The organism is Flavobacterium sp. J27, assembly GCF_004303025.1.
GTDB lineage: Bacteria > Bacteroidota > Bacteroidia > Flavobacteriales > Flavobacteriaceae > Flavobacterium.
This window is the reverse complement of the sequence record NZ_PJQW01000010.1, coordinates 45687-65621: the sequence shown is the minus strand read 5'-3', so window position 1 is coordinate 65621 and position 19935 is coordinate 45687. Positions and strand designations below refer to the sequence as shown.

General features: G+C 30.5%; 21 protein-coding genes and 1 tRNA gene. 12 read left to right on the top strand and 10 right to left on the bottom strand.

Translation table 11 applies throughout. The features are described 5' to 3' along the window. Positions 1–177: 177 nt before the first annotated feature. Genes CX675_RS14075 through CX675_RS14060 form a run of 5 tightly spaced genes read right to left on the bottom strand, consistent with a single transcriptional unit; the run spans position 178 to position 2521 of the window. Complete coding sequence (locus tag CX675_RS14075) at positions 178–399, bottom strand: hypothetical protein (protein ID WP_130735885.1); 222 nt, start codon at positions 397–399, stop codon at positions 178–180. Continuing rightward, positions 368–535, bottom strand: a complete 168-nt coding sequence (locus CX675_RS19875) for a hypothetical protein (RefSeq protein ID WP_165396054.1) — start codon at positions 533–535, stop codon at positions 368–370. Before CX675_RS19875 ends, CX675_RS14075 begins: the two co-directional genes overlap by 32 nt. Next, positions 535–1074 (bottom strand): hypothetical protein, encoded by a 540-nt coding sequence (locus CX675_RS14070; RefSeq protein ID WP_130735884.1) that lies wholly within the window; start codon positions 1072–1074, stop codon positions 535–537. The genes CX675_RS19875 and CX675_RS14070 overlap by 1 nt, the downstream gene beginning before the upstream one ends. Continuing rightward, positions 1071–1610 (bottom strand): hypothetical protein, encoded by a 540-nt coding sequence (locus tag CX675_RS14065; protein ID WP_130735883.1) that lies wholly within the window; start codon positions 1608–1610, stop codon positions 1071–1073. The genes CX675_RS14070 and CX675_RS14065 overlap by 4 nt, the downstream gene beginning before the upstream one ends. Next, positions 1610–2521: a hypothetical protein gene (locus CX675_RS14060; protein ID WP_130735882.1), complete on the bottom strand. Its 912-nt coding sequence runs from the start codon at positions 2519–2521 to the stop codon at positions 1610–1612. Before CX675_RS14060 ends, CX675_RS14065 begins: the two co-directional genes overlap by 1 nt. 158 nt (positions 2522–2679) lie before the next feature. Here CX675_RS14060 and CX675_RS14055 point away from each other — a divergent pair, with 158 nt between their 5' ends. From CX675_RS14055 to CX675_RS14030, 6 genes are all read left to right on the top strand, one after another. After that, positions 2680–3573 (top strand): SIMPL domain-containing protein, encoded by an 894-nt coding sequence (locus tag CX675_RS14055; protein WP_130735881.1) that lies wholly within the window; start codon positions 2680–2682, stop codon positions 3571–3573. Positions 3574–3677: 104 nt separating this feature from the next. Next, positions 3678–4310, top strand: coding sequence for a Crp/Fnr family transcriptional regulator (locus CX675_RS14050; RefSeq protein WP_130735880.1), 633 nt, complete (start codon positions 3678–3680; stop codon positions 4308–4310). Next, positions 4310–5095 (top strand): sulfite exporter TauE/SafE family protein, encoded by a 786-nt coding sequence (locus tag CX675_RS14045; RefSeq protein WP_370277774.1) that lies wholly within the window; start codon positions 4310–4312, stop codon positions 5093–5095. The genes CX675_RS14050 and CX675_RS14045 overlap by 1 nt, the downstream gene beginning before the upstream one ends. Before the next feature lie 62 nt (positions 5096–5157). After that, a complete protein-coding gene (locus tag CX675_RS14040) occupies positions 5158–6567 on the top strand; it encodes a rhodanese-like domain-containing protein (RefSeq protein ID WP_130735878.1) in 1410 nt (469 codons plus the stop codon). A gap of 125 nt (positions 6568–6692) precedes the next feature. Next, positions 6693–7865 carry a TlpA disulfide reductase family protein gene (locus tag CX675_RS14035; RefSeq protein WP_240723644.1) on the top strand — a complete coding sequence of 391 codons (1173 nt, stop codon included), beginning with the start codon at positions 6693–6695 and terminating at the stop codon, positions 7863–7865. 167 nt (positions 7866–8032) lie between these two features. Then, positions 8033–8113 (top strand) — tRNA-Tyr (locus CX675_RS14030). A gap of 53 nt (positions 8114–8166) precedes the next feature. Here the strand turns inward: CX675_RS14030 and CX675_RS14025 are convergent. Both CX675_RS14025 and CX675_RS14020 read right to left on the bottom strand, forming a co-directional pair. Continuing rightward, positions 8167–8862: an SIMPL domain-containing protein gene (locus tag CX675_RS14025; protein ID WP_130735877.1), complete on the bottom strand. Its 696-nt coding sequence runs from the start codon at positions 8860–8862 to the stop codon at positions 8167–8169. Positions 8863–8902: 40 nt separating this feature from the next. Continuing rightward, positions 8903–9535, bottom strand: a complete 633-nt coding sequence (locus CX675_RS14020) for a rhomboid family intramembrane serine protease (protein WP_130735876.1) — start codon at positions 9533–9535, stop codon at positions 8903–8905. A gap of 83 nt (positions 9536–9618) precedes the next feature. On the opposite strand from CX675_RS14020, the gene CX675_RS14015 reads away from it, so the two are divergent. Then, positions 9619–10491: a lysophospholipid acyltransferase family protein gene (locus CX675_RS14015; protein ID WP_130735875.1), complete on the top strand. Its 873-nt coding sequence runs from the start codon at positions 9619–9621 to the stop codon at positions 10489–10491. Positions 10492–10493: 2 nt separating this feature from the next. Beyond that, positions 10494–11075 carry a non-canonical purine NTP diphosphatase gene (locus CX675_RS14010; RefSeq protein WP_130735874.1) on the top strand — a complete coding sequence of 194 codons (582 nt, stop codon included), beginning with the start codon at positions 10494–10496 and terminating at the stop codon, positions 11073–11075. Here the strand turns inward: CX675_RS14010 and CX675_RS14005 are convergent. Next, positions 11047–11658 (bottom strand): trimeric intracellular cation channel family protein, encoded by a 612-nt coding sequence (locus tag CX675_RS14005; protein ID WP_130735873.1) that lies wholly within the window; start codon positions 11656–11658, stop codon positions 11047–11049. The two genes, CX675_RS14010 and CX675_RS14005, sit on opposite strands and share 29 nt — an antisense overlap. A gap of 191 nt (positions 11659–11849) precedes the next feature. Between CX675_RS14005 and CX675_RS14000 the strand changes: the two genes are divergently transcribed. The 4 genes from CX675_RS14000 (at position 11850) to CX675_RS13985 (ending at position 16926) form a co-directional block, all read left to right on the top strand. Continuing rightward, positions 11850–13691, top strand: coding sequence for a DEAD/DEAH box helicase (locus CX675_RS14000; RefSeq protein ID WP_130735872.1), 1842 nt, complete (start codon positions 11850–11852; stop codon positions 13689–13691). 90 nt (positions 13692–13781) lie between these two features. Continuing rightward, on the top strand, positions 13782–14555 hold the full coding sequence (locus CX675_RS13995) for a carboxypeptidase-like regulatory domain-containing protein (RefSeq protein WP_130735871.1): 774 nt from the start codon (positions 13782–13784) through the stop codon (positions 14553–14555). 335 nt (positions 14556–14890) lie between these two features. Then, positions 14891–15340 (top strand): hypothetical protein, encoded by a 450-nt coding sequence (locus tag CX675_RS13990; RefSeq protein ID WP_130735870.1) that lies wholly within the window; start codon positions 14891–14893, stop codon positions 15338–15340. Positions 15341–15354: 14 nt separating this feature from the next. Next, positions 15355–16926 (top strand): carboxylesterase family protein, encoded by a 1572-nt coding sequence (locus tag CX675_RS13985; protein WP_130735869.1) that lies wholly within the window; start codon positions 15355–15357, stop codon positions 16924–16926. 62 nt (positions 16927–16988) lie between these two features. Here the strand turns inward: CX675_RS13985 and CX675_RS13980 are convergent, their stop codons facing one another. After that, a complete protein-coding gene (locus CX675_RS13980; RefSeq protein ID WP_130735868.1) occupies positions 16989–17645 on the bottom strand; it encodes an RNA methyltransferase in 657 nt (218 codons plus the stop codon). 31 nt (positions 17646–17676) lie between these two features. After that, positions 17677–19899 carry a TonB-dependent receptor domain-containing protein gene (locus CX675_RS13975; protein WP_130735867.1) on the bottom strand — a complete coding sequence of 741 codons (2223 nt, stop codon included), beginning with the start codon at positions 19897–19899 and terminating at the stop codon, positions 17677–17679. Positions 19900–19935 lie beyond the last annotated feature (36 nt).

Here is a 19935-nt window from a genome sequence, read left to right as displayed (position 1 = left end):
GGTAAGATTTAGATTTAAAAATTGCTTACATAAAAGTGTAATGTGTAGCATTTTTTTGTAGTATAAAGGTACTAAATCTTAGATAGCAAAAAGAATAACGTTTATTAATTTTTAGTTAAAGAAACTATTTTTTGCTACAATAGTGCATTAAAATAAGTAACGTAATAATGACTTGTTTTATTCTGCTTGATTAATCTTCTTTTGCAAATGCTGTAATACGACCTGATATTTACTAAATTCAACTAACAGGGCATCATCTGGAGTGGTATCCATTAATTCTTCAACAATCTCTCTGATTATAACTAGTTTATTATTGGCCGTTTTATATTCTTTTCCAGCCATTGCATCGATAATGGTTTGTATTTCTCTATGAAGAAATTGGAGTTGGTCCTGACTCATCTTTATCTTGATTGAATTTAGTTAAAATTGCTTTCTTTTTTTCTTTTAAAGCATTTTTTGCTTCCTTTTCTCTGTTCTTTTTATCGTCGGCTTTCTTTTTATGTGCTTTTCGATTGGTTTCATTTCTTCTTCCCATTACAAATAATGTTGTTTGATACTAATAAACGTGTCATTTGTTTCAAGTAATTTTGTAATAACTTGTTCGCGCAAAATATGTATGTCTTTAAAAACAAGGTGTTTTGCCCAAAGTTCTTCCGTTAACACTTCTTTTACCTGCTGTATTCTTTTGGCTGTAGCCAAAGCATCTCTGACAATGAAATTAGATTGATAATTCGGATTTTTTTTATGTTGAAAAGTAACCTCTTTGGTAAGCCAGTTAACTTCAATATAAAACAGTTTGTCTTTATCATTATTGGGGTAAAAATCGGTCCAAAGTGCATATCCAATTTTCGCCTTTGTATTATTCACTTTAATATTATCACTTTTTAAACGCCACCTGCAATTTGCAGCTCTTCCCCAATGATTTGAAACTCGATACACTCCTTTTTCTGTAAAATAATAACTACTACCCGATTTACTTTTATAACTTTGTTGTAACGATTCTATTGCTGAGAAAGTCACTTCTTGAAACTCGCAAAAGGTATGTTTGTGAAAGTTCAAAGAATTATATTTCATAACATTTCTCCTAATTTTAATTGCCACACATTTTTTGTTGTGGTACCAAAGTGTTTTTCGCTAGGAAAAAAATAAACTTTTTGTTGGATTAAGTGTTTGGTTGTGCTATCATTTTCAGAAACTTCAATTTCGTATAGTAATTCAAAATAAGAATCGGATACTTTATTTTCTTTACATGCTAGAAATTTAAACACTTTTTCATTCTGATGGCATTCAACAATAAATTGCTTTAAAGTAATTACATTATCGGAAGATTGTAAAATATTTTTTAATGGAATGTTAGTATTTAAAAACAAATTAATAATACTCGCATCTATTTCTTCTGTTAAATCTTTGTCATGAGTTGTTTCAGAATATAAATTTAAGTAATTATAAAAATCGATTATCGTTTTTTCTGCTTGCTTTTGATAGGCTAAAACAGCTGGTTTCGAAAATTGAGTTGCTATATTTCTATTCACATTGGTTACAGCATTACTCTGACCTTTCATATAAAATGAAACGCTAAAAAAAAGAAAGATGTATATCGTTTTTTTCATTATTCTTGAATTAATCGAATAAAAATAATTTGGTTATTTTCAGCATTTTTCACTTCTACAATTTTCATTTTTTTTAGTGAAGCTGTTGGAATAATTACTTTCTGAGAGAATTCTGCCTTATTAAAATATTCTGATCCTAAATTATTGGGTAACATTACGATAACTTCAATATCATCATGCAAAATCTTTTGTAATTGTTCTTTTCTCGTTGCCCAATCTTTTAGATCACTTTTAATAAATCCTTGTAAAATATTGGCATAATCATTAGGCTCTAAAACTATTTTTTTTACTTCAGGGTTTTCTTTTAAGTCGATAGTTTTTTCATTATAAAAAGGGCTTTTCACCACTACTTTCGCTTCCTTATTGACTTCTATTTTAGAATTTTTTATTTCAATTTCTTCTTCCTTTTTGTGATCAATAAGATACACTTTTGTAACCTGAGAAACAACAGTGTCTTGTGTAAATTTTTCTTCCAAACGAATCGTTTTCGTTTCTACTGTTTTTCTTTGGATTTGCCAATATAACCCGATTACTATCAAAGAAAGAATTCCAAATATACTTCCATATATAATCAGAATCCTTTTTGATAGCTTAGGTTTTTCAGTAACAATACTACTCTCCAATCGTTTGTATTCGTATTGAAATGCATCCCAACTAGCTGTACCCACATACTGTGAAAAAATATCCAGCATATCCTTTCGTGGTAACTTTTCATTGGTTTCTGGTTTTAAATGGGTGTAAATCCATTTTTCACTAACGCTAGCTTTGCATTTTTCTTCAACATCTTCAATAAGGTTTACAATATCTTGCGAACTAAACGTTTTCCAATTTCCATTAAAATAAGGATAGCGCTTTTTGTAGTGTTGTAAAACACTATCTTTTAATTTATAAAACACTTCCATACTGGTCATAAATCTTTGGTAAAACTATAATATTAAATAAAAACAATACTGTAAAACCACTGTAAAAGTACTGAAAAAACATTACAGTAAGATTACAGTAAGTATACCAAAATATTTTTTACAATAGCTATTAGGTTTGCTTAACAAAATTTTAAAAAAATATAATTATGAAAAACTATGTTACTCTTTTAATGGTTTTTTGGGGTTGTTCTTTACAATCACAAATTAGTGGCAATCAAGTTTATGGCAACAATTCCTATGAAACATCAAAAAATTACACCAAAGGCAGCACAACCCAAATTAATGAAAATCAATTAAATGTATCTGTAAAAATACTTTTAAATAATAAAGCTGATTATTTTACTTTGGTATTGGGCACCAATGAAGAAGCAACTACAGTTCAAGACTGTCATGCAACATTAAATAAAAGAATTGATTCTTTTACAAAAGATTTAGCACAAATGAACATAAAAAAAGAAGCTATTTATGTAGATTTTATTTCACAAACTAAAATATATGATTATGATATTTCTGGAAACAATGCAACAGAATTTTTAAAAGGCTTTGAAGTAAAAAAGAACATCATTATTACCAGTAAAAATTTAACTGAAATAGAAAACATAATTACCAAAGCATCTAAATATAGTATTTATGACATTATAAAAGTAGATTATGCAAATAATGATGCAATGAAAATTCATCTTGACTTATTTGAAGAAGCTATGAAAATAGCCCATGAAAAAAAAGAACAATACATACATGCGCTTAAGAAAAAATTAGTGGGTACACCCAATGCACAAGAAGAATTTTCCATATTTTTTCCAAAAACACAGTACAAAAAATACCAAGCTTATGAAAGTGCTGATGTTGAAACTTATTACAGAAACCGATCTCAAAGTCAGAATTTTATTCAAAAAATAGCTCGAAAAAACACTACTTTTTATTATGATGGTGTACCCTTATCAGGTTTTGATAAAATAATTGATGTTGCTAAGTCAGAAATTGGAATACAATATGTCTTGAACCTCACAGTGACCTATAAAATAGATACTTCTCTATAAAAAAAGCCGATTCAATAAATACATTTGAATCGGCTTTTTTACTTATGTAACAAAAGTAACATACTTCAATTTAATATAAAATGTATCTTTACAAAAAATCTGGAATGAAAGAAGTTTTAGAACAAGCTTACGGTTATATTTTTGAAGAAGAATTGCTACAAGACATTGAAAAAGTAGCTACATATAAAGAATTTAAAGCCGATGATTATCTAATTGAAATAGGTGATTACATTAAATCAATGCCTCTTTTATTACAAGGTGCTATTAAAATTCTACGTGAGGATGAAAATGGAGACGAGTTACTACTTTATTTTTTAGAACGGGGTGATACTTGTGCCATGACATTAACCTGCTGCATGGGTAAATCCAAAAGTAAAATTAGAGCTATTGCAGAAAATGACGGAGCTATGCTTATGATTCCTGTTGAAAAAATGGAAGAATGGCTAACAAAATACAAAACATGGAGAAATTTTGTTTTTGAAAGTTATACTATTCGTTTAAACGAAATGCTCGAAGCAATAGATACACTTGCTTTTATGAACTTAGACGAACGCTTGTATAAATATTTAACAGATAAAGCTAAAGTAATCGGAAGCACAGAAATTAATAATACACATCAACAAATTGCTTATGACATGCATACTTCTAGAGTTGTTATTTCTAGATTATTGAAGAGTTTAGAATTACAAGGAAAAATAAAACTTCATAGAAATAAAATAGAAATAATATTTATTTAATGGAATTATTAGGGTATTTAGGCGCATTTTTTATTGGAATTATTTTAGGATTAACAGGTGGTGGTGGCTCTATACTTACCGTTCCATTATTAGTGTATGTACTAGGATACAATCCTGTTGTAAGTGCGGCCTATTCTCTTTTTGTAGTGGGTACATCTTCTGCTTTTGGTGCTACACTAAATTATAGAAAGAAATTAGTTGATATTAAAACCGGAATTATCTTTGCTATTCCTTCTTTTATAGGTGTCTTTATGACACGTAAATATATTGTTCCGAATATTCCAAGTGTTATTTTTCAAAAAAATGATATTATTCTAACCAAAAACACATTCTTGATGCTTTTGTTTGCATTAATCATGCTTTTTGCCGCATTATCAATGATTAAAAAAACAAAAATAAACCTCAAAGAAGTAACTCAGAAACAGTATTTGATTAAAATCATTATTCAAAATATTTGCATTGGTATCATTATTGGTTTAGTAGGTGCTGGCGGAGGATTTTTAATCATTCCATCGTTATTATTAATAGCTAAGTTACCAATGAAAAAAGCGGTAGGCACCTCTATGTTTATTATTGCAATGAATTCGCTAATTGGTTTTTTGGGAGATTTACAAAATATAGACATTCATTGGAATTTCTTAATTCCTTTCTCTATTATTTCAATGATAGGCATTTTTACGGGAACTTACATTAGTAAATACATTGATGAAGTGCAATTAAAAAAAGGGTTTGCTTATTTTGTCTTGGCAATGGCCATAATCATTACTGGTAAAGAATTAATGTAACTAAGGTTACCTCCATTAAAATATATTATTTGTAGATTTGTAGTCATAAAATTTTATTTGACATGAAAATAGAACAAATATATACGGGTTGTATTGCCCATGCTGCTTATTATATTGAGAATAATGGAGAAGCTGCTATATTCGATCCTCTAAGAGAAGTAGAACCTTATATTGAAAGAGCCAAAAAAGATAATGCTACTATAAAATACATTTTTGAAACTCATTTTCACGCAGATTTTGTTTCTGGACATTTAGATTTAGCCCAAAAAACAGGTGCAAAAATAGTGTATGGACCAACTGCTAAACCAAATTTTGAAGCTATCATTGCAACAGACGATCAAGAGTTTACCATTGGTAAGTATACTATAAAAGCCATACACACACCAGGACACACTTTAGAAAGCACTTGCTATTTAATTACAGATGAAAATGGTAAAAATCATGGTATTATAACAGGTGATACCTTATTTATTGGTGACGTGGGCAGACCTGATTTGGCACAAAAATTAGTAGCCGATTTAACACAAGAGAAATTAGCAGAATACTTATTTCAATCGCTTCGAAGCAAAATTATGCCGCTAGAAGATTCTTTAATTGTATATCCAAATCATGGTGCGGGAAGTGCTTGTGGAAAAAACATGAGTAAAGAAACAACAGATACCTTAGGAAACCAAAAAAAGTCAAACTATGCATTAAGAGCCGATATGACATTAGAAGAGTTTAAAAACGAACTTCTTGATGGATTATTGCCTCCTCCTGCCTATTTTCCTCAAAATGTATTGATGAATATTGAGGGCTACGAAAGTCTAGATTCAGTGAAAGAAAAGGCAAATAAACCTCTTACTCCTAAAGAATTTGAAGCAATTGCAAATCAAACTGAAGCCGTAATTTTGGATGTAAGAAATGAATATGATTATATTAAAGAACATGTTCCAAATTCAATTTTTATTGGTTTACATGGTCAATTTGCACCATGGGTAGGCGCATTAATACGAGATGTGAAACAACCTATTTTACTAATAACTCCTGAAGGAAAAGAAGAAGAAACGGTAACCCGTTTATCTCGAGTAGGCTTTGACAACACTTTAGGATATTTAAATGGAGGTATGGAGGCGTGGAAGAAAGAAGGATATGAAGTTGATTCTATTACTTCAATTACTCCAGAAGTCTTTGCTTCAAATTATGAAAAAGCAATTGTAGTCGATGCAAGAAAACCAGGAGAATTTACGGCAGAACATGTAGAAAATGCTATTAACATTCCTTTAGACTTTATTAATGATCATTTAGCTGAAATACCAAAAGAAGATCCTTTTTACGTACATTGTGCAGGTGGGTATCGTTCAGTAATTTGGGCTTCAATAATGAAATCTAGAGGCTATCACAATATGATAAATGTAGAAAAAGGAATGGCAGGCATTAGAAATACGAATATTTCTTTGACTAATTATGTTTGCCCTTCAACATTAAAATAAAAACTATTTTTCATAAAAAATCAGGTCTAAGTACCTGATTTTTTTATGAAAATTTTAAATCTAAATTACTATAATAGTGTATTTATTTAAATACATTTGCTTAAAATTAAATGACAAAATTATAAATGAAGAAAATTTTAGTATTACTAGTTACAGCTTTTGCATTTACATCTTGTGAGAAAGCTTTAGAAAATGAATATCAAATTACTGGGACTGTTAAAGGTCTTGAAAATGGTAAAAAATTAATTTTAGAATTACAAGATGACAAGGGAATGCCAATTGCAAAAGATACAGCAATTGTAGAAAACAACAAATTTGAATTTAAAGGAGAAACAGTTGGTTTAGACGTTGCTTATATAAAACCTGAAAATGGAATGTTAGCCTTACCCATTATTTTAGAAGAAGGCAAAACAGAAATTGAATTTGATAATGATAGTATTCACAAATCAAAAATTGGTGGCACCTATAATAATACAAAATTTCAAGAATTTAATGATAAAGCAACTCAAGCTACAAAAGAAATTGAAAATTTCAAAAAAATAAATAGCGAAAAAATAAAGAATGCGCAAATGACTCAAGATACCGCTACAATTAATCAAATCATGAAAGATTTTGCGGTTATACAAGAAAAAACTCAAAAAGACATTAAGGAGACTTATATCGCTTTTATTACTTCAAATCCTAAAGCTTATGTTTCTGCTCTATTATTAGAAAGTATGCTTATGGGCGGTGGTTGTACACCAGAGGAAGCAAAAGGGTATTATGAAAAATTTGACAAATCATTATTAGATACTAAAGTAGGCAAAAAAATTAAACAGGCTATCGATTCTGCGACAACTACTGAAACAAAAACAACTACTGAAACAGATGCCGCAGTACAAGTAGGAGCTCCTGCACCAGATTTTAGTGCGCCTTCACCAGAAGGAAAAACAATTTCTTTAAAAGAGTCTTTAGGAAAGGTAACCATCATCGATTTTTGGGCTTCTTGGTGTAAACCTTGTCGAGTAGAGAATCCTAATGTAGTAGCCTTATACAATGAATTACACGAAAAAGGATTAAACATTATAGGTGTTTCATTGGATAAAGATGGAAATAAATGGAAAGAAGCAATTGCAAAAGATGGTTTGGTATGGAATCATATATCTAATTTAAAACATTGGGAAGAACCAATTGCAAAACTATACCATGTGGAAAGTATTCCAGCTACATTTATTTTAGATGAAAAAGGAAATATCGTTGCAAAAGACTTAAGAGGTGATGAATTAAAAACAAAAGTTAGAGAACTTTTAGGCTTATAATTATAGTATTACCTCAAAAAATAAAAAAATCTCCTTAAGGAGATTTTTTTATACTTTTCATTTACAAACAGTTATAAAATTATTAAAAAAATAGCTGATTTTTTATTTGCAAGTATTAAAAACTGTATTATATTTGCAATCGCTAAGTCAAAGTAGCGACACAGGCTGGGGAGATACTCAAGCGGCCAACGAGGGCAGACTGTAAATCTGCTGGGAAACCTTCGCAGGTTCGAATCCTGCTCTCCCCACAAAAAAAGCATCAATTTCTTGATGCTTTTTTTATTTATTGTATTTCTATTATTTATTCTAAAATAAAACTAATTGTTACACTTGCCGTAATTTCAATTTCACCAATTGCTAACGTTTCATTAGCAGCATCCATTTCTAAACCTTTTGCCATCACATTTCTGTACATTGGTTGTGGATAACTTGGTTGTGTTGTATCAGAAATTAAAATTGCTTTTCCTATTTTTTGTCCTAATACCGAAACATAATCTTCTGCCTTCATTTTAGCATCTAAAACTGCTTTTTTTCTAGCTTCAGTTTCGTAATGTTTCATTTTAGAAGATTTAAACTCTACTCCTTGAATTTGATTAATACCACTATTTACTAAATCCATCATAACCGCTTCATATTTTGACAAATCTTTTAAATGAATTTTTATAGTTTGACTGGCTACATAAGTATTCTTTTTTGTTTGATAATCGTAATTCTTATACAAAGAAACTTGTTGGGTTTGAAAATCAGAGACCGAAATTCCTTTACCTTTAATTGTTTTAATAACTAAATCTACAGTTTCATCATTCTTTTTCTTTACTTCTTTAGCATCTGAACCAGAATACTCCACTCCTACCGTTATGATAGCTTCATCTGGAGTAACTTTTATTTTTCCTTCCCCAGAAACTGTTACCTGAGGGGCTTGAATAATTCTGTTTTCTTGTGCTTGACTCATCATGGTTGTTACTACTAATACTAAGGTTAAAATTTGCTTTTTCATATTATTGTTTTTTGTTTATTTATTCAAAAGACGTGCCAAACTAGAGTTTGTTTGCCTTATTCATATAGAATAATATAGCAATTGGAACCATTAACAATACAATAATTTTCGTATTTGTCTCAAAAAGAGAAGGTTCTCTCATAAGTGTAATTAAATAACCTCCTATTGCTCCTCCAAAATGTGCGGTATGACCTATATTATCTCTTTTCGCTTTTATCCCATAAATAGAATAAAACAAATAACCAATACCAAAAATATATCCTGGAATAAAGCCATAAAACAGCATTTGTTGATCTACATCTAATAGAATAGAGGCGTAAATCACCCCCATTACCGCTCCAGAAGCACCAATAGCACGATAGGAATAATCATCCTTATGTAAATACAAGGTTAACAAACTACCAGTAATCATACTTCCAAAATAAACGTATAAAAAGTAAATATCTCCTATAAAACGAATTACATAAGGCGCGAAAAAATAAAGCGTAATCATGTTAAATAATAAATGCATGAAATCTAAATGTAAAAATCCAGAAGTAATCATTCTAATTTGCTCTCCAGCTCGAATTCTTCCTATATGAAGTTCGTATTTACGAAAAAAATCATAATCACTAAACCCTTTATAACTTATCAAAGCCGTTACTCCGATGATAGCTATTAAAATCATATCCATCTTTAGTCTTTTTTTCTGTAAATTTAATAATACTTTAGGTATTTTCTTATGATTTTAAAGAAGTATATTTGTAAAAAAATAATATGCAACTTTTACTATATATATTACTCTACCCAATTCTTTACCTTATTTCAATTTTACCCTTTAAACTATTCTATCTTTTTTCAGATATAATTTGTTTTTTAGTATATCGAGTAGTTGGATACCGAAAAAAAGTAGTTCGTGAAAATATAGCTCTAGCTTTACCTCTTTTATCAAAAAAAGAAAGGCTAGATATAGAAAAGAAATTTTATTCTCACATGTGTGATATGTTTTTGGAAATGATAAAAACGATGACTATTTCTAAAAAAGAAATTCAAAAAAGATTTAAAATTACTAACTTAGATGTATACCTTGAACTTGAGAAAAAAAATAAAAGTATTGCACTTCTCTGCGCACATTATGCTAGTTATGAATGGCTTATTTCTATGAACTACTACATTCATTACAAAGGATATGGAATCTATAAAAAAATAGCCAATACATATTTTGATCGTTTAGTACATAAAATTCGTTCAAAATTCAAAGCAAATTTAATCACCACGAAAGAATCTATCAAGGTAATGGAATACAATCAAAGAAATAACATTCTTGGTATTTATGGATTCGCTAGTGACCAATCTCCCAAATATTCCCACCGTATGCATTGGTATCAATTTATGGGTATTGAAACTCCTATACATATTGGTGCTGAATTATTAGCGAAAAGACTCAATATGAATGTTGTCTTCCTAAAAACTAAAAAAATCAAAAGAGGGTATTATGAAGCCACTTTGGAAATAATGACAGAAGATGCTCGTTCTATACCTAATTATGAAATATCTGAAGCATTTATTAGAAAAGTTGAAGAACAAATCTACGAAGCTCCAGAATATTATTTATGGACACATAAAAGATGGAAACACAAAAAGAGTTAATTATGAAATTAGTATTTGCATCCAATAATAAAAATAAAATAGCCGAGATTCAACAACTGCTTCCAGAAGGAATAACTCTTCTAAGTTTAGAAGAAATAGGTTGCCATGAAGATATTCCTGAAACAGCCACAACCATTGAAGGAAATGCTATTTTGAAAGCAAATTATGTTAGTGAAAAATTTGGGTACGACTGTTTTGCTGATGATACAGGTCTAGAAGTAGAAGCGTTACAAGGCGCACCAGGTGTTTATTCTGCAAGGTATGCTGGCGAACATAAAAATTCGGAAGACAACATGAACAAACTACTTCATGAATTACAACCATTTACTAATAAAAAGGCCCAATTTAAAACAGTTATCGCGTTAAACATAAACCAAGAACAACATCTTTTTACAGGAATTGCTAATGGTCATATTATTTCAGAAAAAAAAGGAAATAAAGGTTTTGGGTACGACCCTATTTTCCAACCAAATGAAGTAAATAAAACATTTGCAGAGTTAAGCATGGAAGAAAAAAGTTTTTATAGCCACAGAGCGAAAGCTGTAAAACAGTTACTTATTTTTTTAGAAAAACATTACCAGTAGGCAAACTCCAGTTTAATTTAAAAGCTATAATTCTAGCCGAAATAATAAAAACGCTTGATAACAGATAAATAAGATCTAAATCCAAACCCCATTTCAATAAAATAAAAAACAAAAGACCTCCTAAAATACTCAAAGTTGCATAAATTTCTTTTCGAAACAAAACTGGAATTTCGTTACATAAAATATCCCTGATAACACCTCCAAAAGTAGCTGTTAAAGCACCTAAAACAATACAAATTACTGGATGTAGATTATGCTCTATTCCTTTCTCAATACCAATTAATGTAAAAACACCAAAACCAATAGTATCGAAAAGAAATAAAGAAATTCTTAATTTTTCTAAATACTTATTAAATAAAAGAGACAGTATAAATCCGATAAAAATGATAGCTACATACTTTAAATCGAGCATCCATCCTACAGGAGTGTTTCCAATTAAAACATCTCGCAATGTCCCTCCACCCAAAGCAGTTACAAATGCAATACAATAAACTCCAAATAAATCTAATTTTTTATAAATAGCTGTTAAAGCACCTGAAATAGCAAAAACTAAAGTTCCAAGAACATCAATAATTTCAAACATAATCTATTGTAAAACAATTTCTCACAAAAGTATCGAATAATACTGTATTTTATTCTTTTATTTTTTTTACCAAAGCATTTTTTTTATCATAACTAACAATTAAAAAAACTCAATTATTTGAAAATCAATCACAAACAAATTAGTTTATCCAATTAAATAAACATACCTTTGCACCCAATTTAAAATATTTTATGAATAAATTTGAACAATTAGGTCTAAATGAATCGCTTCTGCTCGCGATTAAAGACCTTGGATTTGAAAATCCATCGGAAGTACAGGAAAAAGCGATTCCCCTATTATTGGAAAAAGACACTGATATTGTAGCTTTAGCTCAAACCGGAACAGGTAAAACGGCTGCATTTGGTTTTCCGCTTATTCAAAAAATTGATGCTGAAAATAGAGACACTCAAGCATTAATTTTATCGCCTACAAGAGAGTTATGTCTTCAAATTACGAATGAGATTAAACTATACTCTAAATACATTAAAGGATTAAATACTGTTGCCATTTATGGTGGCGCAAGCATTACAGAACAAGCCAACCAAATAAGAAGAGGAGCTCAAATTATTGTAGCTACTCCTGGTAGAATGCAAGACATGATTAACCGCAGCATGGTTAACATCAAAAACATTAATTATTGTGTTCTTGATGAAGCTGACGAAATGTTAAACATGGGATTCTATGAAGATATTACTTCTATCTTATCCGACACTCCAAAAGAAAAAAGTACTTGGTTGTTTTCTGCAACAATGCCACAAGAAGTAGCTCGTATTGCTAAAGAATTTATGAGAAAACCACTAGAAATTACCGTGGGGCATAAAAACTCAGGTAATGAAAATGTTTCTCACGAATTTTATTTAGTAAGTGCAAGAGACCGTTATGAAGCTTTAAAACGCTTAGCAGACGCAAACCCAGATATTTTTTCTGTAGTATTTTGTAGAACGAAAAGAGACACACAAGCTGTTGCAGAAAAACTAATCGAAGATGGTTATAGTGCAGCGGCACTACATGGAGATTTATCTCAAGCACAAAGAGATGGCGTAATGAAGTCTTTTAGAGGAAGACAAATTCAAATGCTAGTTGCTACCGATGTTGCTGCTAGAGGTATTGATGTAGATGATGTAACACACGTAATTAACTATCAATTACCAGATGAAGTAGAAACCTATACTCACCGTTCAGGGAGAACTGGTCGTGCAGGAAAATCAGGTACTTCATTAGTAATTATTACTAAAAGTGAATTGCGTAAAATTTCTCAAATTGAACGCATTATCAAAACGAAATTTGAAGAAAAACCAATTCCATCAGGAATAGAAATTTGCCAAATACAATTATTCCATTTAGCAAACAGAATTAAAGATGTTGAAGTAGACCATGAAATAGATGCTTATTTACCTGCTATTGAAGAAGTTTTAAAAGATATTCCTAAAGAAGAATTAATAAAAAAAATGGTTTCTGTAGAATTTAACCGTTTTATCAATTATTACAAAAAATCGAAAGACATCACAACCGATGGCGGTAACAGAAGAGACTCGGGAGTAATTCCAACTGATGGTGCCGTTCGTTTCTTTATTAATATTGGTTCCAGAGATAATTTTGATTGGATGACCTTAAAAGATTTCTTAAGAGACACTTTAGATTTAGGTCGAGATGATGTATTTAAAGTAGACGTAAAAGAAGGTTTCTCATTCTTTAACACAGATGCATCTATTGCTCCAAAAGTAATGGAAGTTCTAAATGCATTTAGCTTACAAGGACGAAAAATTAATGTTGAAATCTCTAAGAACGAAGGTGGATCAAACTCAAGAAGAAGAGATCACAATGGACGTGGTGGAGACAGACGTTCCGGCGGAGGTTTCAGAGGAGATAAAAACAGAGATGACAGACGTTCTGGAGGTAGCGACAGAAGATCTGGAGGCGATCGTAAATTTGACTCAAAAAAATCGGGAGATGGTGAAAGAAGAGGAAGAAGAAGCGACAACAACAATTCAAATGGTTTTTTCGACAAAGCAAAACGCTCTAGAAGAAGCTAATCAACAAATTCGTTAATTTTCTGATAAATTAATTATAAAGACTGTAAAATATCTCTTTTTGATTCGTATTTTTGAATCAATATTTAGCCCATGAGATACTTTACAGTCTTTTTATTTATAATATTGACCCATACAGTAGTAGGTCAAACAGACACCTTAACCAATACAATTCAAGGAACAGTTGTACATAGTCAAACTAAATTACCTATGAACAATGTACACGTAATCAATACAACCAAAGTAAGCGGTACAATTACCGATGGAAATGGTTTTTTTGAAATTGTAGCCAAGGCAAATGATACACTTCTCTTTTCATATTTAGGTTTTGAAACTATAAAAGTTAAAGTAACGCACGATTGGGTTAAGAACAAAACCTCTAAAGTATCATTAACCGAAAAAGCCTATGCTCTAGAAGAAGTTGTTATATCTAAATATAATTTAACAGGGTATGTTGAAGTAGACACTAAATTAATTCCAGTAAATGAAAGTGATTATCGCTATAGCATTTCAGGATTAGATGCAGGTTATGAAGCAGGAAATAAATCTCCAAGTGCTGTTACCAAAGTTCTAGGTGCTATTTTTAATCCAGCTGATTTTCTATACAATGCTTTTGGTAAACGTCCAAAACAAATGCGAAAACTCAAAGAAATGAAGAAAGATGATACTGTAAGAGAGTTATTATCTACTAAGTTTGACAGAGAAACCTTAGCGGCTTTATTAGAGATTGACAAAGATGACATTCCATTAATTCTTCAAAATTGTAACTATTCTCAGTATTTTATTAAAACGGCTAACGATTTACAAATCTTGGAAGCCATTAGCTCATGTTATGAAGAATATAAAATTTTGAAAAAGAATAAATAACAATATCACATTTTTCCATTACAAAGTCAATACTTATACGTATTGACTTTTTTATTTTATCAGTAAAGGTTCAATTAAAACAAAATAGCTATAGTTCACTAAAAAACAATTCAATTACTTACAAGACATATTATTTATAATTAAAAAATTAACATTTAAAACAAATAAATAAACAACTACAAAACCAAAACAAAACATTAAATTTTAACAAAAAATATATTTTATATGTATGCATAGTATTTTTTATTTTAATAAATTAGTAAAATAATTATTGATTTTTTATGAAAATCATAATTTCAAAACAAACTATTTATCAATAACAAAATCTTTAAACTATGCAACAAAAACTAAAGCGCATGCTATTCCTCGGAATACTACTGTATGCTTCTTGTGTATTTTCTCAAGAAAAGAACCACTTCTCACAAGAAGAAATCCAAACATTTATAAAAATTTACAAACATCAATTAGATCATCCTTTTGATATAGCTACTTCAATGGAAAAAGCTTTGGAAAAAACCACTTTATCAAAAGAAAGAATGACCGTTATTCTTCAAGCTCAATTTGCTGGCAATGAGATTGTATTAACCGATGCAGAAAAAAAAGAATTAGAAACAATTAAAGCTTTTATGGAAAAAGACAATGCTTTACATAAAGCTAATCTAAATGCATTGGTAAACGCTAACAACATGAAAACTAGCCGTTATCATGAAATAGAAAACTATTTTCATAATAATACCGACTTTCAAAACAAAGTAGCACAACTATACAACAAACAATCTAACTAACTCACAGCGGAAACATGAAAAAAATTATTCTCTCTATTATAGGAGTACTATTTTTTATAGTTACCTCCTTAGCACAACAATTGCCAAATCGTTATTTACAAAATATTTCTAGTACTTTTCAAGTAACTAAGGATGTTGTTTTTAGTACCAATATACCTACGGTAAAATCATTTAATTTATTTGGTAATCGTTTGGCTTATGAAGATACGTATGGAGATGTAAAAACAACTCTAAAAATGAATATTTACAGACCATCAAACGATACACTTACCAAAAGACCTGTAATTATATTTGCTTTTGGAGGTGGTTTTGTAAATGGCAGTAGAACAGAAACCAGTATGATTAAACTTTGCGAATCTTTTGCAAAAAGAGGTTTTGTAACAGCTACTATAGATTATCGTTTAGGAATGAACATTGGCGACAAAGAATTATCAAAAAGAGCTGTCTATAGAGCCTTGCAAGATGGTCGATCGGCTGTGCGTTTCTTTAGAAAAAATGCAGCTCTTTATGGTGTTGATCCAAATCAAATTTACATTTCCGGACACAGTGCTGGTGCTTTTTTAGCCTATCAAGCAGTTTATTTAGACAAAGATATTGAAAGACCTGCTTCCACTAGAAATTATTTTGGTAGACCCGATTTAGGTGGTTTAGATGCCATAGGTGATAATAAAACGTATACAAACGGTAATCTAGTAAGCGGTAAAGCGAATGGTGTTATGGGATTTGCTGGTGCATTGGGCGATTTAAGTTATATTGAAAACGCATCAGATATCCCAGGAGTTTATTTCCATAGTTCAAACGACAGTACCGTACCTTATAATAGTGGTGAGCCATTTTCATACATTAGTTGGCTACCCGGATTTAATTTACCAACGGTTTATGGTAGTAATCAAATGAATAATCGTACTAATGCATTAAACGCTCCACATGCATTTTATTCTTATACCAATCGTGGTCATAATGTTCATTTTAATGGTTCTAATTTATATTCCGACATTACTCCTAATGGAGCTCACTATTTTTACAACACATTTTTAAAACCAAACGGAATTACATTAGACGGGTACAGCTCTATTTGCAGTAGTTGTCTCACCCAAAGTTATTCAGTAATGGGCAATGCATTTTATTATGATTGGCAAATTACTGGTGGTACCTTAACCTACAGTAATCCTTTAGACAATACCGTTACAGTAACATGGGATTTGTATGCTACAAACAAAACCCTTACAGTAACACCATATAGTAGGCAATTAGCTAGAGGAACAACTATAAACTTAGAAGTTTCTGTTAATTCTAGAGGCTTTGCTAAAAATGAAACTGAATCATCAACAACATCTAACACCCTTGTTGCCCCAAATCCATTTACGAATACTCTAAATGTGACCATAACAAATGCTTATTTAGGTGAAGTTGAAATCGTAATTTACGATGTAACTGGTCGTATGATTGCACAAAGAAAAGTACTAAAAAATGAAACAGTCTTAACTGAAAATTTTGGTGATGCTTTTCAAAATTCAGGTATGTATTTTATGCAAATAAGTAGTGCTAAAAACGAACCTACCATTCACAGAATATATAAACAATAATTATATAGTTACTTTTTGATTAATTAAGGCTTGCTGACGTAGTAGTTAGTAAGCCTTTTCAATTATTCTTCATCATAAAATCGACTTTCAACAAACGCAATATCTTTTATAGATTTTCTGGTCCAATCTAATCGTTTCGCTATTATTTCATGTTCTGTTAATTTCCAATCAATATTAGAATTGCGTAATCTATTGGTCAAGTCTTGGATGATTATAGCAGCTGAAACTGATATGTTTAAACTTTCGGTAAAACCAACCATGGGTATTTTTAAAAACCCATCAGCTTGACGCATGACATCTTCAGAAAGTCCTTCTTTTTCGGTACCAAAAAATAAAGCAGCCGGTTTTGTTATATCAAATTCATGCAAAAAACAAGACTCATTATGCGGTGTGGTCGCAATGATTTGGTATCCTTTTTTTCGAAGTGAATTAATACAAGAAGCATTACTACCAAATTCATGAATATCAACCCATTTTTCGGCACCAAGTGCAATTTGCTTATCTATTGTTTTACTAAATTTTTGCTCAATAACATTCAAATCTTGGATACCAAAAACTTCACAACTACGCATTACTGCGCTTGTATTGTGCATTTGGTACACATCTTCAACTACAACAGTAAAATGACGGGTTCTATTGGCCAATATTTCAATAAAACGTTGCTTTCTATTTTCTGAAATAAACCCTTCTAAATATTCTAATAATGCTAAATCTTTCATTGAGACCAAATTTAGCAAACCAGATGAAAAATTAAAAGCTATAGCTTGCTTTTATTTTAGCAAAAAATGGAGTTCCAGGTGTAAAATGAATTTCTTCAACAGGTTGTGGTTCATTTTGCAAACGAGACGCTGTTAAAAACTGAGTTTCATTCCATGCTGTATCAAACAAATTTTGGATAATTATTCCTAAACTAAAACGTTTTGATACTTGATAAGTAAGATTGGCATCAGTTACAAAATACCCTTCTGCTATTACTGAATTGTCTTCGTTAGCTGGTCGATTACCTAAAAAACGGTATTGAATTCCTCCAGAAAAACGGTTATAATTCCGAATACTTATTCCTCCAACTGAAGTAAAATTTGGAGCCAAAGGTATGTAATTATTACCTTGTGGCTCATCAACACTTCTTGCAAAAGCATAATTCGCATCAAAGTCAAAAAAGACATAATCATTTAATTGATAACGAATTCCTAAATCAACTCCCCATCTTTTTGATTTACCAGAAGGTTCTACAATTCCTGCATCACCTACATATACAAATTCTTGTTCTGAATACAATGTCCATAAGGCTCCATTAATTAAAAGTGTTGTACTAGGCTTTAAAACAGCTCCTAAATCGATACCATAAACACTGGGTAAAATCTCTTTATCTTGTTGTAAAATAACTCTGGTATCATTAGAGTGAAAACCAATTCCTGTTTTCAAAAAGTAATTAATTTTTTCATTTTGAGCATAACTAAAGTTTAGTTTAGGCAATAATTTAATCTTATCATTAGCGAGTGTTTTATAATTTGGGTTCAATTTATCTTGATAGTTAAATTTAAAATACGCTAACCGAATGGCAGGATTTACAGTAAATTTACCGAATTGGAAATCGGTATTTACATAACCAAAAAAGTTAGATTCATCAATATCTCCTAATTGAATAGCTTGTAACACTTCATTTCTGTTTAAGGTGTGAGAGAGTTCAATATCTTTAATAGCGTTTACTTTTATCCCTACACCAGACTGCCATTTTAAATTAAAAGTTTCAAATTCTATTTTGGTATTATATTCTGAGTTAAAGCCATACAATGTTCTATTTTCTTTTTGTTTTATTTGATCTCCATGTACAGGGTCTTCTAAAAAGAATGTAAAATTTGAAAACAAAGTAAAATCGTATTTCGATAAGTAAGCGTTTGTTTTAATAGAACTCGTTTCATCAATCATTTTATCGATAACCAAAGCTAAATTAGTTCGTGATGTAAAACCACCTTCTGTATCATCTACTGCTCCAAAACGAGAAATCGTACCATTTTCGACCAAACGCATTGGAATTTGACCAGAAGCATCCCATTTACTAGTAAAATAAGAGCCTACAAAACTTATTTTGGTCTGATTTTCTAAAACTGAAGTATATTTCCCAAATACATTAAATCGGTTAAAATTTTGTGGTGATTCAAAAGGTCCGTCTGTAACAATATATTCTGAAGCTATATAAGCATTAGACTTTGATTGATTGCCCAGTAAATCAAATAAACCAACGGTACGAATCGTGTTAAACTGCCCTATTTCAGTACTAATTTTACTTTCTTCCAACCTATCTTTGGTAGAAAAATCTACATAAGCAGCTGTTGCAAAATTACCTTTAGAAGCTGTGTAAGGTCCTTTTCCAAAATCTATTTTATCTATGGTTTCAGGAATTACAAAATGCAAATCGGCATATCCCTGACCGTGAGCATGTGAAGGCATATTCACAGGAATTCCATCGGTAGTAATAGCTATATCAGTTCCGTGGTCTACATCATATCCTCTCAAAAATAACTGTTCTGCTTTACCACCACCAGCATGCTGACCAATAAATAAACCTGGCACTTTTCGCAATATTTCTTGAGAGGAATTAACCGGATTAGTGGATAAATCTATTTTAGTAAGAGTGGAATTAATATTAATAGAAGGGCTTAAAACCACTTCCGACAAGCTAAAAACATTATCTTCTAAAGTGATGGTAACTACTATCTCTAAAACAGTTATTTTATATTCTAAAGTTTTATAACCTAGTTTTGTAAATTTTATCGTTTGTCCTATACTTATTTTTGATAAATTAAAGCAACCTAACTCATTGGTATGAGCATGTAAATCTGTATCAATAGTATACACATAGACATCAGGTATTGGTTTCCCAAAAACATCAATTACTTTTCCATTGAAGTTTTGAGAAAAAGTAGAAAATGAAGCCAAAAAAAGAATATAAATAAAGAATTGCTTGTTCATTGTTTATTTGTTTGTTGTTTTGAAAATACAAGATGT

What these genes read in the sequence shown, in the direction of transcription:
- CX675_RS14040 (WP_130735878.1), top strand. Translation starts at nt 5,158, where the DNA reads ATGAAAATAGAACAAATATATACGGGTTGTATTGCCCATGCTGCTTAT.
- CX675_RS14045 (WP_370277774.1), top strand. Translation starts at nt 4,310, where the DNA reads ATGGAATTATTAGGGTATTTAGGCGCATTTTTTATTGGAATTATTTTA.
- CX675_RS14035 (WP_240723644.1), top strand. Translation starts at nt 6,693, where the DNA reads ATGAAGAAAATTTTAGTATTACTAGTTACAGCTTTTGCATTTACATCT.
- CX675_RS14055 (WP_130735881.1), top strand. Translation starts at nt 2,680, where the DNA reads ATGAAAAACTATGTTACTCTTTTAATGGTTTTTTGGGGTTGTTCTTTA.
- CX675_RS13985 (WP_130735869.1), top strand. Translation starts at nt 15,355, where the DNA reads ATGAAAAAAATTATTCTCTCTATTATAGGAGTACTATTTTTTATAGTT.
- CX675_RS14010 (WP_130735874.1), top strand. Translation starts at nt 10,494, where the DNA reads ATGAAATTAGTATTTGCATCCAATAATAAAAATAAAATAGCCGAGATT.
- CX675_RS14070 (WP_130735884.1), bottom strand. Translation starts at nt 1,074, where the DNA reads ATGAAATATAATTCTTTGAACTTTCACAAACATACCTTTTGCGAGTTT.
- CX675_RS14000 (WP_130735872.1), top strand. Translation starts at nt 11,850, where the DNA reads ATGAATAAATTTGAACAATTAGGTCTAAATGAATCGCTTCTGCTCGCG.
- CX675_RS14060 (WP_130735882.1), bottom strand. Translation starts at nt 2,521, where the DNA reads ATGACCAGTATGGAAGTGTTTTATAAATTAAAAGATAGTGTTTTACAA.
- CX675_RS14075 (WP_130735885.1), bottom strand. Translation starts at nt 399, where the DNA reads ATGAGTCAGGACCAACTCCAATTTCTTCATAGAGAAATACAAACCATT.
- CX675_RS13980 (WP_130735868.1), bottom strand. Translation starts at nt 17,645, where the DNA reads ATGAAAGATTTAGCATTATTAGAATATTTAGAAGGGTTTATTTCAGAA.
- CX675_RS13975 (WP_130735867.1), bottom strand. Translation starts at nt 19,899, where the DNA reads ATGAACAAGCAATTCTTTATTTATATTCTTTTTTTGGCTTCATTTTCT.
- CX675_RS14005 (WP_130735873.1), bottom strand. Translation starts at nt 11,658, where the DNA reads ATGTTTGAAATTATTGATGTTCTTGGAACTTTAGTTTTTGCTATTTCA.
- CX675_RS13990 (WP_130735870.1), top strand. Translation starts at nt 14,891, where the DNA reads ATGCAACAAAAACTAAAGCGCATGCTATTCCTCGGAATACTACTGTAT.
- CX675_RS19875 (WP_165396054.1), bottom strand. Translation starts at nt 535, where the DNA reads ATGGGAAGAAGAAATGAAACCAATCGAAAAGCACATAAAAAGAAAGCC.
- CX675_RS13995 (WP_130735871.1), top strand. Translation starts at nt 13,782, where the DNA reads ATGAGATACTTTACAGTCTTTTTATTTATAATATTGACCCATACAGTA.
- CX675_RS14015 (WP_130735875.1), top strand. Translation starts at nt 9,619, where the DNA reads ATGCAACTTTTACTATATATATTACTCTACCCAATTCTTTACCTTATT.
- CX675_RS14020 (WP_130735876.1), bottom strand. Translation starts at nt 9,535, where the DNA reads ATGGATATGATTTTAATAGCTATCATCGGAGTAACGGCTTTGATAAGT.
- CX675_RS14050 (WP_130735880.1), top strand. Translation starts at nt 3,678, where the DNA reads ATGAAAGAAGTTTTAGAACAAGCTTACGGTTATATTTTTGAAGAAGAA.
- CX675_RS14065 (WP_130735883.1), bottom strand. Translation starts at nt 1,610, where the DNA reads ATGAAAAAAACGATATACATCTTTCTTTTTTTTAGCGTTTCATTTTAT.
- CX675_RS14025 (WP_130735877.1), bottom strand. Translation starts at nt 8,862, where the DNA reads ATGAAAAAGCAAATTTTAACCTTAGTATTAGTAGTAACAACCATGATG.